Annotated in this window: 19 protein-coding genes and 1 pseudogene; 10 read left to right on the forward strand and 10 right to left on the reverse strand. The window is 43.2% G+C overall.

Annotated elements, in window-relative coordinates; genetic code table 11:
- The 4 genes from ABF638_RS21170 to ABF638_RS21185 form a co-directional block, all read right to left on the reverse strand.
- The coding region (locus tag ABF638_RS21170; protein ID WP_435024992.1) for a thioredoxin family protein at positions 1 to 161 on the reverse strand (161 nt) is incomplete at its 3' end.
- 34 nt (positions 162 to 195) lie between these two features.
- Positions 196 to 645 (reverse strand): beta-lactamase hydrolase domain-containing protein, encoded by a 450-nt coding sequence (locus ABF638_RS21175; protein ID WP_435024957.1) that lies wholly within the window; start codon positions 643 to 645, stop codon positions 196 to 198.
- Positions 646 to 873: 228 nt separating this feature from the next.
- Complete coding sequence (locus ABF638_RS21180; protein ID WP_435024958.1) at positions 874 to 1290, reverse strand: NifB/NifX family molybdenum-iron cluster-binding protein; 417 nt, start codon at positions 1288 to 1290, stop codon at positions 874 to 876.
- Between the two features lie 76 nt (positions 1291 to 1366).
- Positions 1367 to 1579 (reverse strand): YgaP family membrane protein, encoded by a 213-nt coding sequence (locus tag ABF638_RS21185; protein ID WP_435024959.1) that lies wholly within the window; start codon positions 1577 to 1579, stop codon positions 1367 to 1369.
- Between the two features lie 342 nt (positions 1580 to 1921).
- On the opposite strand from ABF638_RS21185, the gene ABF638_RS21190 reads away from it, so the two are divergent.
- From ABF638_RS21190 to ABF638_RS21215, 6 genes and pseudogenes are all read left to right on the forward strand, one after another.
- On the forward strand, positions 1922 to 2278 hold the full coding sequence (locus tag ABF638_RS21190; RefSeq protein ID WP_181929613.1) for a hypothetical protein: 357 nt from the start codon (positions 1922 to 1924) through the stop codon (positions 2276 to 2278).
- An 84-nt stretch (positions 2279 to 2362) separates the two neighbouring features.
- Positions 2363 to 2556: pseudogene (locus ABF638_RS21195) on the forward strand (alpha/beta fold hydrolase); the annotation flags it as partial.
- Positions 2557 to 2662: 106 nt separating this feature from the next.
- Positions 2663 to 3310, forward strand: coding sequence for a Tll0287-like domain-containing protein (locus ABF638_RS21200; RefSeq protein ID WP_435024960.1), 648 nt, complete (start codon positions 2663 to 2665; stop codon positions 3308 to 3310).
- A 33-nt stretch (positions 3311 to 3343) separates the two neighbouring features.
- Entirely contained in the window at positions 3344 to 3883 is a 540-nt protein-coding gene (locus ABF638_RS21205) for a DUF3122 domain-containing protein (protein WP_181929614.1), read from the forward strand.
- Positions 3884 to 3956: 73 nt separating this feature from the next.
- Complete coding sequence (locus ABF638_RS21210) at positions 3957 to 4442, forward strand: DUF4079 domain-containing protein (protein WP_435024961.1); 486 nt, start codon at positions 3957 to 3959, stop codon at positions 4440 to 4442.
- A 256-nt stretch (positions 4443 to 4698) separates the two neighbouring features.
- Positions 4699 to 5217 (forward strand): rhodanese-like domain-containing protein, encoded by a 519-nt coding sequence (locus ABF638_RS21215; RefSeq protein ID WP_435024962.1) that lies wholly within the window; start codon positions 4699 to 4701, stop codon positions 5215 to 5217.
- 58 nt (positions 5218 to 5275) lie between these two features.
- Here the strand turns inward: ABF638_RS21215 and ABF638_RS21220 are convergent, their stop codons facing one another.
- The 6 genes from ABF638_RS21220 to psbA all read right to left on the reverse strand — a co-directional run bounded on the left by ABF638_RS21220 (position 5276) and on the right by psbA (position 10880).
- A complete protein-coding gene (locus tag ABF638_RS21220) occupies positions 5276 to 5866 on the reverse strand; it encodes a class I SAM-dependent methyltransferase (protein ID WP_435024963.1) in 591 nt (196 codons plus the stop codon).
- A gap of 12 nt (positions 5867 to 5878) precedes the next feature.
- The gene (locus ABF638_RS21225; RefSeq protein ID WP_435024964.1) at positions 5879 to 6958 is read right to left on the reverse strand and encodes an NAD(P)H-dependent flavin oxidoreductase; all 1080 of its coding nucleotides are present in this window, start codon (positions 6956 to 6958) and stop codon (positions 5879 to 5881) included.
- A gap of 206 nt (positions 6959 to 7164) precedes the next feature.
- Complete coding sequence (locus ABF638_RS21230) at positions 7165 to 8091, reverse strand: sulfite exporter TauE/SafE family protein (RefSeq protein ID WP_435024965.1); 927 nt, start codon at positions 8089 to 8091, stop codon at positions 7165 to 7167.
- Positions 8088 to 8633: a rhodanese-like domain-containing protein gene (locus tag ABF638_RS21235; RefSeq protein WP_435024966.1), complete on the reverse strand. Its 546-nt coding sequence runs from the start codon at positions 8631 to 8633 to the stop codon at positions 8088 to 8090. The genes ABF638_RS21230 and ABF638_RS21235 overlap by 4 nt, the downstream gene beginning before the upstream one ends.
- Before the next feature lie 57 nt (positions 8634 to 8690).
- The gene (locus ABF638_RS21240; RefSeq protein WP_435024993.1) at positions 8691 to 9383 is read right to left on the reverse strand and encodes an MBL fold metallo-hydrolase; all 693 of its coding nucleotides are present in this window, start codon (positions 9381 to 9383) and stop codon (positions 8691 to 8693) included.
- Positions 9384 to 9794: 411 nt separating this feature from the next.
- A complete protein-coding gene (gene psbA, locus ABF638_RS21245) occupies positions 9795 to 10880 on the reverse strand; it encodes a photosystem II q(b) protein (protein ID WP_435024967.1) in 1086 nt (361 codons plus the stop codon).
- Between the two features lie 774 nt (positions 10881 to 11654).
- Here psbA and ABF638_RS21250 point away from each other — a divergent pair.
- From ABF638_RS21250 to ABF638_RS21265, 4 genes are read left to right on the forward strand one after another with little or no spacing between them, the layout of a single operon-like run.
- On the forward strand, positions 11655 to 12044 hold the full coding sequence (locus ABF638_RS21250) for a rhodanese-like domain-containing protein (protein ID WP_435024968.1): 390 nt from the start codon (positions 11655 to 11657) through the stop codon (positions 12042 to 12044).
- Positions 12045 to 12071: 27 nt separating this feature from the next.
- The gene (locus ABF638_RS21255; protein WP_435024969.1) at positions 12072 to 12800 is read left to right on the forward strand and encodes a class I SAM-dependent methyltransferase; all 729 of its coding nucleotides are present in this window, start codon (positions 12072 to 12074) and stop codon (positions 12798 to 12800) included.
- A gap of 16 nt (positions 12801 to 12816) precedes the next feature.
- On the forward strand, positions 12817 to 13185 hold the full coding sequence (locus tag ABF638_RS21260) for a DsrE family protein (protein WP_435024970.1): 369 nt from the start codon (positions 12817 to 12819) through the stop codon (positions 13183 to 13185).
- 41 nt (positions 13186 to 13226) lie between these two features.
- Positions 13227 to 13643 carry an FAD-binding protein gene (locus ABF638_RS21265; protein WP_435024971.1) on the forward strand — a complete coding sequence of 139 codons (417 nt, stop codon included), beginning with the start codon at positions 13227 to 13229 and terminating at the stop codon, positions 13641 to 13643.
- The last annotated feature ends 48 nt before the right edge of the window (positions 13644 to 13691 follow it).

Consider the following 13691-nt stretch of genomic DNA (forward strand, 5'->3'; position numbering starts at 1 on the left):
GGAGTAGACATCACACCTCGTTTAGCAATTTCGATTGGGTCGGTAATATGTGAAATTTCAGCAGTTAAATTGAGATTAGTTACAGCTTCTTTAGCATTTGCTTCTAACTGTTGGCATTTTTTGCAGCCTGTACCCAAAATTTCAATCTTGACAGCATTCATGACATAATTCCTTTTTTGTGTTTTCTTATTCAGTTCAGTTAACTGCCAGATTCTCTCTTTCGTTTTTCTCAAAGTAAGTATGAGCAAAACTTCCTAGAGGACAGTTTGGCTTCTGTTCAATTCCCAAATTCTGAAATTGCTCAAGATATTGCGCCTCTGTCCAGCTTTCTTGTTCTGCCAATACCAATAAGGTAAATACGCCAGCCCGTAATCCAGAGGCACAGCGAGTATAAATCGGTTGGGGGGATGCTTTCACCGCTTGTTTAAAGGCTTCTAGTGTTTCGACGGTCAAGTTTTTTGGTGAAACGGGAACACTGACATATTCTAAAGCCTGTTCTTTTACCATTGAGGCATCAAGCTGATTTCCTTCAGATGCAGGACACAAATCAATGATAGTCTTGTAGCCTTTTTGAGCAATTTCTTGCAAGGCTTCAGACTCAGCAATAGAACCAATGGCTAGGGTATTGGTAACGGTTTTAAACATAATGGCGCACTCATAATTTAGGGCAACTTAAACATAAACTCTATACTCATGTATAAGGTCAAGGGTTTTCTCACAATATCTGGCTTTTGATTTTGATGATCTTTTAATTACTCGCTTTTGATATTTATGTGTCAAGAATAATACATTGGTAAGCGGGAACGGGATGGCTAAAGTTGGTTTTGCATTGCTCCATTAAAGGTACTAGCTCATCATGAAGCGATCGCGTGATTATTTTGCAGTCAAAGGGATTGTTTCCTGATTGCACCCACACTCACCCTCATGGTCATTTCCCGCTTCATGGGCATGATCATGTTCTTCTGGCGTACTAACCACCAGAGAACCTGCAAGATATGCTGTTACGGCTGTATCCGGGTCAGTTTCAGAGGTAATGACAGGCTGAATCCCCTTAGATTCCAGGCGATGTGCTAACCCACGTCCCATACTGCCGCTAATCAGGACTTGCACTGTATCTAGTGGATGAGAGTCTTTCGGGGAACTTTCATGAAAACTCTGGTCTTTGGTGAGTTGTAACACCTGCTTGTTTTGAATGGTGGTGTCGTCCACGTCGTAGATCCAGAATTTCTGGCAGCGTCCGAGGTGGGCAGTCACATTGGTCTGGTTTTGGCTAGAAACAGCAATTTTCATGAGCTTTCTGATTGGTTGAGTTTGAGAGTACTAGTATCCATGAAGGATCTCCTTAAGTGTTGATGAGTAAATCCCTTTAAAGTTGCTCGTTGGGCTGGCTGGTTTGAATTCCCAGGAGGCGATAAAGACCGCAAAATCCTACTAAACCCGTTACCAGCAATACACCACCCGCAACAACTAGCCCGATGCCTAAAGCAGAGCCACTGTAAGGAAACAGTCCCAGATAGAACAATGCCGAAGCCAAAAGTAAGCGGATCAGGCGATCTATTGAACTTACATTCGTTTTCATGGCTGAAATCTCCAATATTGAGCGGATTGCAAGAACCTTGTTGCACGGCTACAAAAAACAACTCTCAAGGCAATCGCAGTTTTTTGTAACTTTATCTTCATAGTATAACCAATTAGTTATATAATAATAAATGTCTTTAGGAGGATGTTTTAACACTCTCGGTTTGGCTACTTTAAATTAAGTTAGAAAAAAGCTGAACGATTTATGAGTGACCTATTTTTATTACGTTTTACATCGAAGTTAATCAATTCGTTCAATTCATACAAGAAATAAACCAATAGGTTGTCAGGCTAATAGCAGTCGCCAAAAATATTGAAGAAAAAACTACAGAGGGCTATTGAAATGAGTACCCAAGATGATTCCCAAGATTCTATCCCGCAATATGATGCACACATCATTCCGGCTGAATCTGTCGCACGTCAGCATCGGGAAGGTAAGAACTTTGGTCATACCTCTCATGAAGAAGCTGACGGCACATTGAGCGAAGCAACGGAGGGTTACACGGTAGATAAAGAGGGATTGCTCAATAACTACCCGATTGAGCCAGAAATGTACGTCAATGTTCCTGGCGATAGGCAAGAGCAAGCAGCACAGGAAAAAGCAGAATATGCCCACCAGTTGCAGGAATTGTCTGAGGATGAGGACGGTAAACTGACCACAGAACATGATTGGCGGCACAAAGGTCCAGGCTTGATTTAGCGCACGCAAGAAATTCAACCAGGATAGGGAACTGATGTTTATACCTCGCGGGGTGAATGCTCGATAACAACTAAACTAGGCAGAATGGTTTATTAACACGGCTCAAGGAGAACCGTGGGATGAATGGTAGATCAAAAGAAACATTAGTCTTTCTGCACGGCTTTGGTGGGGGTTCCTCCGCTTACAAATGGTCAAAAGTTTATCCAGCTTTCGTCGCAGAGTATCAAATCGTGGCACCTGATTTGATTGGCTGGGGGCGATCGGGCTTATTAGCCAGATATTGCCCTCACTGGAGTAGAGGTTTAATTAGCCGGAGGTCACGATAGATAGATCCCGAACTAGACCTGACATGACGTATTCCATTCAATTCAGGAGCAAGAACCGATGCACAAGTTATCTCAGAATGTTCTGAGCCTTGTACTGATGATTTGTGTCAGTCTGCTGCTGCTCAGTTGGAGTCCAGCGTTGGCGCAGCCTCCCCTTTGGGGAATCGCCTCAGCCGCTCCAGTCATTCCTCATCCTAACGAGTTGGCACAGGCTGTCCAAGAGATTGAATCTCTGGATGCCATGCGTACTGGGCTGGCTTCTTCCCTGGAAGGGAGTACCGAAGCACCCACGATGCAAACCATGAAAGAAGTCTGCCGTCCGGTCGGAATGCGAGCTATCCAACTCAGCCAAGAGAATGGCTGGCAGGTCAAACAGATTGCAAAGAAATATCGCAATCCAGACCACGCCCCAGGCAACTTGCACGACCAAATTGCGTTGGCAAAATTCAACCAAGAGCCAGAACTGATTGGTTTTTGGGATCGAGAAACCTTGGATAAGCAGACAGGAACACGCTACTACCGCCGCATTAATGTGGAAGCCAGTTGCCTTGCCTGTCATGGTTTAAAAGATCGTCGCCCGCAGTTTGTTAAAGATGGCTACCCTCAAGATTTAGCGTATAACTTCAACGTTGGCGATTTGCGGGGCATGTATGCCGTTTTCATTCCCGATGATATCCAAAAAGCAATTCAAAAAGCTGTCAATTAGTGATAATCCCAATTAAGTCAAAGAGTAGTGCAAATGAAAACTGTTTTACATTTTATCGGATCAACATTCATACTCGGAATGCTAGTTTGGGCGCTAACGATTAATCTGGCGATCGCTCCAGTTCAGGCTGCCATTCGCCAGTTAGAAGAAGCACCAGGGCAGACGGTCTACCAGTCGGAGGTTTACCAGTCTCGCCAAACGCTCAAGGATCAACAGGGCAATAGTTGGCAAGCGATCGCCTTCAAACGGACTCATCCCGATCGAACAGCCACGATGTACTTGCGTCTCGTTGGGTTTCCAGGAACCGCAAACCTCGATCATTCGCGGTCACTCACCCTCATCGACTCGATGGGCAAAACCTTCACTGCCGCAGATGTCTCCCAAGATATGTTCATGGATCAAGCCCAGGTGGGGGCGGATGCCGGAGAGTATGATTTACAGCCGATCTTGATGCAGTTAGAATCGGCGATCCCGTTGCGGCTCGTCCTTCCAACCCTCGACCAATCAGAGATCACCCTGAATGTTTCTCCTAATGTGGTTGAAGAATGGCGATCGCTGACTGTTCAAAAGTAATCTTTTTGCAACTAGATAGCTATAAAGCAATAAATCGATTTTAAGATATACAAATACTTTGGAGATAAGCATCATGAGTTCAGAAACTTTAGCGGCTCTCAAGCCTTATCTCAGCTTTTTTCACCCTGTTACGATGTGGATCTTGCTGGTCGTTGCGCTCTATGCCATGTACCTGGGTGTGCAAGTTCGACGGACGAGGCTGGCAGACGGAGATATCAAGAAAGAATTGGTCAAAGGTCGGTTCGCCATCCGACATCACCAAATTGGCTCTATCCTCCTGGCGCTGATGGTAATGGGTGCGATCGGGGGGATAACCATGACCTATCTAAACAGTGGCAAGATTGTGATTGGCCCTCATCTGTTTGCTGGCTTAGGGATGGTGGGGTTGATTTCCACTTCTGCGGCGTTGGTTCCCTTTATGCAGAAGCATGACTGGGTTCGCAGCGTCCACATTTCGTTAAATCTGATTCTGTTGGGATTGTTTGGCTGGCAAGCTGTGACAGGAGTGCAAATTGTGCAAAAGATTGTGAGCCAAATGATGAAGAATGGTGCAGCGTAAGTAGTATTTATCCTACGGATCAAAGAGTTCTATTGAATGCGGATATAAATATTTATCAATCTGCGATGGCGTAACTGCCCACCGGATACTGTTGGCGAAAGTGTTACAACTAAAAGCCGCAACGGTAGATTGAAGGTTTGAGCTTAAGTGATACTTGAAAACACAACTATGTATTATATTCGCCAACAGTATCCCACCGTAGGCGATCGCCCTTAGTTAAAACACCTATGAGTGCTACTTATTTTAGGAGAAATTTATGAAGTTTAAAAAGTCAATCCAAACTTTACTGCTGGGAATTGTTTTGTCGTTCTGTCTCTTTTTCAGCATTCAACAAAACTTGATGGCATCAGAAATTTCCACTTCATCAGACTCAATGGCTGAAACTGATATTGTGTCAGATCAGAAAGGATTTCCTAAATTGGAATTAGCCGTAGATCAGTATCTTATGTCAATACCATCGGGATATTATACGATCGCTAAGGTTGAAGACTTAAAAAGTTTGATGGCAAACCGTCAGCCGTTATTGGTTGATGTGCGAGAACCATCAGAGTATCGGTCTGGTCATATCCCTGGCGCAACCAATATTCCGCTCCGAACGCTAGCTCGTAATTTAAGTAAAATTCCCAGCGATCGCCCTGTGGTGATGTACTGTTCTACTGGCTATCGTTCTTCTATGGGCGTGATGACGTTGCATCTGCTTAATTATGATAATGTCCAGGGTTTTCCACCTAGCTTTGCAGGTTGGAAAGCTTCAGGAGAGGAGATCGCCAAGTGAAGAGAGGCAAATCTTGGGACACCACATCAATTCCAAAGCTCTCCTCAACTAGCCGAAGCTAACTTTGTTTTCTACCAAGAATTTGAATGACTGCGGCTTTGCCATTGTGATAGCGCCCTTCGAGTAAATCTCGTTCCACTTCTCTAGCAATTTCCCAGTGGAGATCAGCTAGTTCCTGTTGCAATGTGGCCAGAGAAGGGAGCATATCTAGATTTTTAGGGCCACCCGTATTGTATTGTAGTTGCTCCGGTGCAAAGGCTTCAAGTACGAAAACACCGTTCGGTTTTAATCCCATCACGGCTAGGCGATACACTTTAGTTCGCAACTCTGAGGGCAGATGGCAAAAAATTGAAATAATCCCATCCCAAGATTGAGGTGCGATTGCAAAATCGGCGAGGTCAGTTTGGATAGTTGCGATGGCAACTTGTTTCTCTTGCGCTAGTTTTTGAGCTTTTGCCAGTCCCACGCTAGATTGATCTACGGCTACCACTTCATAGCCTAAAGATGCTAGATAAGTTCCATTCCGTCCCTCCCCCTCTGCCAAACAGAGGATTTTCCCTTGAGGAATTTTGGATGCTACCGAAACGAGAAAATCATTTGGTTCAGTACCATAGATATATTCTGAAGTCCCAAAGCGTTCATCCCACATAATTAATGCCGATTAGCTAACAAGTTCCCCAATTAATTCTGCAACAGACATCATACATTCGGCACGTCCAGCATTACTACCCGCAAAAATTAAACCATTTTCCACATCACCACGGGCAGCTTTATCTAATGCTTGAACAATACAATAGGTTTCTTGATGATCTCGGCATTGGCAAACCTCTAAGCAGTTAGCGATACAGCGCTTTTCTAAATCTGGAGAATGAGCGATCGCTTTTTCCACAAAACTATTTTTTAATGCCCTTCCCGGCATTCCCACGGGAGAAGGGACAATTACCACATCTTCGGGACTGGCATGAAGATGAAACTCTTTATAATTAATATCTGCATCACATTCATCGGTAGTAATAAAGCGAGTCCCCATTTGTACCCCTTTCGCCCCCAAAGCCAACATCTGATCAATATCAGCACGGTTCCAAACTCCACCTGCTGCAATCACGGGAATATCTTTACCCACTTCCGAACGCAGATATTCCACCAATTCTGGAATTACTTGCTCTGCATTTAAGGCAACATTACCTAAATCTTGGTATTTTGCACCCAAATGACCCCCTGCTGTATTCGGGTTCTCCACTACAAAGGCATCAGGTAAACGTCCATAATTACGTTCCCACTTTCGGCAAATCACCTTAGCAGCGCGGGTACTGGAAACAATTGGTACTAGTGCCACATCTGGATAGCTCTCTGTATATTCAGGTAGATGCAATGGTAAGCCAGCACCAGAAATTACTAAATTCACACCATGTTCCACTGCTGTACGTACCAGAGTTTCATTATCTCGCGCTACCACCATCGAGTTAATCCCAATCACCCCATTTGGACTGATTTGACGAGCTTTCTGGAGTTCATCAATTAATGCCAAGCGATTTGCTTCAAATAACTGATTTTTTCGCTGTTTAAGCGCAAAATAAGGAGAATTGAGTCCTAATCCCACGGCGGATACAATACCAATTCCACCTGCATTAGCTACAGCCCCAGCCAGATTCGCGCCAGAAATTCTGATTCCCATTCCCCCTTGAATAATCGGGTAACGGGCAATATGTTTACCAATAAGTAGCGGTGGAAGTGTTGTCATATTTTATTTTTAAGTTCTTAACTATGGAGTTTTAAAAGTTCTCAGCAGTTCCAAACATCCTCTTTGTGTTTTAGTGCTACTTGACAGAAAGTGGAAATATTGTTTGATAAAAAACTACTAAGACACTAAGTATTTTCCTGTGGCAACTTAGTAGAGAAGTCCCACGCACTTTAGTATATAGCTAAATAGCTATAAAAAGATAATCCTCAGCCGATTTTCCTTGGGTTTAGTTTCAGGGTTAGAGGAGTTTGACTGTAGATTAGTCGGGTGTGGCGATGATTATCTACCTGGGGCGATAGCGAAGCGCTGCTGCGTTCGCGCAGCGTCTCGCTGCGAAGCGCAGATCGCGGTTGCTGACGATTCTGCATCAAAACCAAAGCCGCAACTGCAAGTAAAAAATAACCAAAAGTTTTCTGAAGTCTATTAGCTGGAACAAATTCAGCTAAGTACGCACCAAAAATTGTTCCTAAACTAGCAGCCATAATAAAGGATAAGATCAGGTTCCAATTTAAAGAAACATGTCCCAAGTAGCCCAAAAAACCTGCAACTGAATTAAATACAATAATTAACAAAGATGTGCCGATCGCCTGTTTCATTGGTACATTTCCCAAAAGTACCAAAGCTGGCACGATCGCAAACCCACCACCAACACCAACCAACCCAGTCAGCACCCCAACACCCAAGCCTTCACTAATTAACCACAACCAACAATACTTGCAGACAGGCGGGGGATAAAATGCCAGTTTATCATCTGCTGTCACAGGCTTAGAACTACGCCGAATCATAAACACCGCAGCCACCAACATCATGACTGCAAACAGCATCATTTGAAAAGCTGCGGTAACTACTGGGAGGGTAGCAATTTTTGCCCCCACAAATGCCCCCAGCATCGTTGCCGAACCAAAAATAAATGCAGTCTTGAAATCAACATTTTTGGCTCGCCAGTGGGGAATTACCCCCAATAAGCTAACAGTACCGACAATTACCAAAGTCATGGCGATCGCAGATTTTGGCGGTATACCCATAACGTAAACTAGAATGGGCAACGCTAGCACCGAACCACCACCACCAATCAAACCCAAGCTCACCCCAATACAAGCAGCCATCAAATGCCCGATAATCCACAGCGTCATACACTGCTCCGTTGATTATAAGGAAGCTTTGCAAGTACCATTCCTAACATACAGCTATCAGTAATTCCCGAAAACGTTAATCCGGCTCCCATAAAACCACTGAGAATCAGGAACCAAGGAGAAACAAATGCTCCTAATAATGTGCCTGTTAACACCAAGGAACCAGTAACAATTTGTACTTGTCGGATTAAACTAATGGGGGCATTTTTGTTAATTGTGGTTGCATAACCCGCTTGTTTCCAAGCGCTTATACCTCCTTCCAGATGGGTAACAGTGGTAAAACCCGCATCAAATAGCTTTTGAGCAGCCATTGTTGAACGATTCCCGGAACGACAGTAGAGAATCACTTTTTTGTCTTGATCTTGGGTAACTTTGCGCGGATCAAATTTGGATAGGGAAATCAGGGTTGCTCCGGGAATATGCTCTCCTGCATACTCAGCTGGTTCACGGACATCTATAAGTGTGATAGCTTGTTGCTTCAACAACTGTTTGAGAGTTTGAGTATCAACGGTTTGTAATTTGTTTACACGGGAAGTAGTCATTGCTTTTTATACTTAGGAATGTAGATTTTTTAAACGCAAAGTTTTTGTGTGATTTTGTTACGCAGCAACGCTACCGCAGCGCTGGTTAGCGGGTACTGCTTCCATAATCTTTTTCGGGTTGGGTAGATTTAGATTTGCCATCAATTGGATAAATTCGTTGCGGTTTCGTCCCACCAGCCGCGAATTCCATTGTTTCTCTTCCCCAATGGTGGAAACTGTTTTACCTCGATAATCATGACCGGGATAAACTAAGGTTTCGTCAGGTAATGTAAACAACCGTTGTGTTATCACGTCATACATCATCCCTGCATTCCCACTCTGGAAGTCAGTCCGTCCACAACCACGAATTAACAGGGCATCTCCAGTGAGTAGATGAGTACCATTAACTAAATAGGCATTATGGCTATCAGTATGACCCGGAGTTGCGATCGCTTCTACTTTCACGCTCCCTAACTCTAATACTTCTCCATTTTTCATAAATCTGTCTGCACATATAGCTTGGGCATTTTCCGGTACAATCCCCAAACAACCCGTAGCCTCCCGCAATTTAGCTGTTCCAGTAATATGATCGGCGTGGATATGGGTTTCTAAGCAGTATTTCAGAGTTAATCCTAATTCTGTGAGTAATTGGCGATCGCGATCCACCTGTTCTAATACCGGATCGACCAAAATCGCCGTTTTAGTCTCTAAATCTGCAATTAAATAAGTATATGTGCTTGTTTCCGGGTCAAAGAGTTGTCGGAATAACATCATGGCTAACTCCAGATAAAATTGGTTGATTAATCAATAGTATAACTATATAGTAATATATTGTCCACACTGGAGTTAATTTTTTTGTGGCTGTTGCGATCACCTACGCCCGGATTTCTCACCACACCTCTTAAAGCCTGTGCAAGTGCAGGGGAGAAGTAATAAGTAATAAGTTTTTACTCATTACTCATTACTTCTCTTCTACTCCATCAAACGCCTTGAGAAGAGTGAGAAATGCGGGCTACGGTGAGCGCTTTGCGCCATTGCTTCCATCGGGGCGTAGCTCATCGCCAAACAATGATTCTTCCCTGATAGCAACGCCCTTTTGATAAAAAAAGCAACCCGAAGCATTTTTACTTGGGTTGCCTACACTGTTTTTGAGGAGTTAAAACGAACTGAATTCAGAATTAATTAACCGTGAATAGCGGGAGCAGCTAAAGCCACAGGTTGAATGTCCCCAGCAGCTAAATCTAAGGGGAAATTGTGAACGTTGCGTTCGTGCATTGTTTCAATTCCCAAGTTAGCGCGGTTTAAAACATCAGCCCAAGTATTAATTACACCACCTTGAGAATCAAGAAGGGAATCGTGAAAGTTAAAACCATTGAGGTTAAAGGCAAAAGAGGATACGCCCAAGGCAGCAAACCAGATACCAATTACTGGCCAAGCAGCCAAGAAGAAGTGTAAAGCACGACTATTGTTAAAAGATGCGTATTGAAAGATCAATCTACCGAAATAACCGTGAGCTGCGACAATATTGTAAGTTTCCTCTTCTTGACCAAATTTGTAACCGTGGTTTTGGGATTCAGTTTCAGAGGTTTCTCGAACTAAAGACGAAGTAACTAGAGAACCGTGCATGGCAGAGAATAAAGCACCACCAAAGATACCAACTACTCCCAACATGTGGAATGGGTGCATGAGAACGTTGTGTTCTGCTTGCAATACAAGCATGAAGTTGAAAGTACCACTAATCCCTAAAGGCATCCCATCAGAGAAAGAACCTTGACCAATAGAGTAGACTAATATTACCGCAGTGGCAGCAGCAACAGGTGCGCTGTAGGCAATAGAAATCCAAGGACGCATCCCTAAGCGGTAAGATAATTCCCACTGACGACCCATGTAGCAGTAAATACCAATCAGGAAGTGGAAAATAATCAACTGGTAAGGGCCGCCATTATATAACCACTCATCTAAGTTAGCCGCTTCCCAAATGGGATAAAAGTGCAGACCAATAGCATTGGAACTAGGCACAACCGCAGCAGTAATGATGTTATTGCCATAGAGTAAAGCACCAGCGACAGGTTCACGAATACCATCTATATCTACAGGTGGTGCAGCAATGAAAGCAATGACGAAACAAGTGATTGCCGTTAAGAGTGTGGGAATCATCAGTACGCCAAACCAACCAATGTACATACGGTTGTTGGTACTGGTGATCCAATTGCAGAATTTCTCCCAAAGATTGCTACTACTTTGGCGTTGTTGCAGAGAAATAGTCATAATTTTTAATTCCGAGGTTAATCGTTGTTCAAGGCAAGTTAACCTTATCCTTTTATATAACCACATAGTTATATAAAATGTCAAGTAAATTCTCATATTGCTTTAAAGTTATTTGAATAGGCAGTAAGTTTGAGGCGTGACAAGCGGGCTGTAATCTATACTGGGCTTTTACTTTAAGTTAAAAAAAAGAATTGTATCGATAGCGTCGTGGAAAGTGCCGCAACTTGCATTGCGTCCAAGGTCAATCCCACGTTTTTAAACGTGGGATTGACCTTCTGCCTTGTCTACGACACGCTACGCAAACGTACTTCTGCCTTATAGCGGGAACATACTTGTACCCCTTGCGGGAAAACGAAAGCAGGAACAGAGTCAACAAGAAGGGGGTAGGGTGTAGGGTGTAGGGAAGACGGCATTGGACGGAGCTTGGAACTCCGAGCAATGCAATTGCCTTAAAATGCAGGGCTTGAACACAAGAGGTTGTTGGGGCTATTCCTTCCCCCACACCCTACACCCCGCCCCAACGGGGCTTGGTCATCTTTTAGAAAAATTTAACTAATTAAATAAATTACTAAGTAGTAATATAATAGTAGAGTAAAGAACGTTTACTGAATCAAAACATTAAACAAGGCACTCAACACCTATGCTGAAACTAAGGGCTACACCCTAAACTAACTATGCCGCAGGCCTTACGAGACACTACGCGTAGCTTGCTTCCCCAGAGGTTTACGCCGTAGGCATCATCCAACCTTCCACCAATTGAGAATTGTGTAAATTATGACTACTGATATGGCATCTACATCTTCTATTCAACCATTTGTGATTAATATCTCCCCTTCTGAATTTGCCAACTTAGCTGAACCTCCCTTGCTGATAGATGTGCGTAGTAAGTTTGAGTATGGAATGTTTCACGCGCCTGGGGCAATCAACCTGAGTTTGCCACGTCTTCTAATAGGCATGATACCGGGTTTACGTCGCTGGCTTTATCCCCAATGGTTTCGGGATTTACCCAAAAATGAATCTGTTGTTGTAATTTGTTTAACCTCCCACCGCAGCCCTATCGCTGCTGAATATTTGCTCAAAGCAGGTTTTACTAAAGTCTTCAATATTAGCGGTGGGATGATGGAGTGGCGGCGATTGGGGCTAGAAACTTGTACGGGTAAGTAATAATTTTGGTTTAATCAGGAGTTTTTTATGACACCACACAGACAAATAACTCCAGACTGCTTAAAACGTCTCTTTGCTTGGGGAATGGCTAAAGCAAATACCGCAGATAACAGTGCCATCAAGTTGCAGGGTTGCAACAGTTATGAAACTATGGCACAACTCAAACAGGCTTTTTTTGCAGATTTAGACGGACGAGTTTTAGAAATTGGGCCGGGAGCAGGGGCAAATCTCTCTTATTATCCCACTGATATCTACTGGATTGGCATTGAGCCAAATCCTTTCATGCATTCTTATCTCAAGGAGGAAGCCGAACGCTTTGGTTTGCATAATATTGAGTTACGTTTAGGATCGGCGGAAAGGTTAGAGATTGAAGATAACAGCATTGATGTTGTTGTCAGTACCCATGTTCTCTGTTCTGTGACTGACCTTGTAACTACCTTACGAGAAATCAGGCGGGTACTAAAGCCTGATGGTCGTTTCTTATTTATCGAACATGTTGCAGCTGAATGCGGTACTTGGACGCGCAGAATTCAAGATGGAATTGAACCAGTCTGGAAGACAATGTTCGACAATTGTCACCCCAACCGTGAAACTGGGGAAATTTTAGAAAATGTTGGTTTTGAGAGCGTTGATTATCAACAGTTTAATCTTTCTTTTCCCATTTTCAGCCCTCATATTGCTGGAGTAGCTAGGAAGAAAATTGTCGAAATAGTCGAACAAGATTCAAAAAGTTTAATTAATACTCAAAATATTTAGACTCGGAGGCAAAAAAATGGAAACTACAGTTAAAGATGGAGTCTTTATTCACATTAGTCGAGGTGTAGAAGACCCTCACCGGGTATTGATGGCATTGACCCTAGCTGAAAAAATGTCTGAGGATAAAGATGTCCTAGTGTTCTTTGATATCCAAGGGGTAGAAGTTCCTCTCAAAAATGGGAAACCGATTGAATTTAGGGAGTTTGAATCAGCACAAACCCTGTTACCTAAATTGATTGAAAAAGGCGTTTTAGTATGCGTCTGTCCCATGTGCTTAAAAGCCGCTAACCACCAACCAGAAGATTTGATTGAGGGGATAAAACTGGCTGAAAAAGAAGCTTTCTTTAATTTCACTCAAGGACGCATTTTGTCTTTGGATTATTAATATAGTTACCTATTTTTATCACTGCAAACGGATAAAAAACTATGAAACTCTCAAATCAAAACCTTAATCAACGCCTCAACAAAATTTATGATGTGATTATTGTCGGTGGTGGTGCCGGGGGACTATCTGCGGGGATTTATTTACAGCGTTTTCGTCTTTCTAGTTTAATTATTGACAAGGGTAAAGCTAGGTCTTTCTGGATGCAAGAATTGCACAATTATTTGGGCTTACCACCAGATACCCCCGGTAGGGTTTTATTGCAGAGTGGTAAAAAACACTATACTTCACTTGATGGTGATTTCCTCAATGCTTATGTTGAGGAAATAGTCGATGAGGGAGAAACCTTTGCTGTCAAGGTCAAGGTGGGGCGTGTAAATAGCGTTTCTGAAGTGTTTCGCTCTAAATATTTGCTAGCGTGGCAAAACTTACTAGAGAGGAGTAAAAATCCTGTAATCTAGACCTTGTAGCGAAATAATGGTGCGAAAACTTGGCAAGAAAAAGTCTAA

Source organism: Nostoc sp. CALU 1950, assembly GCF_051172895.1.
GTDB lineage: Bacteria > Cyanobacteriota > Cyanobacteriia > Cyanobacteriales > Nostocaceae > Nostoc > Nostoc edaphicum_A.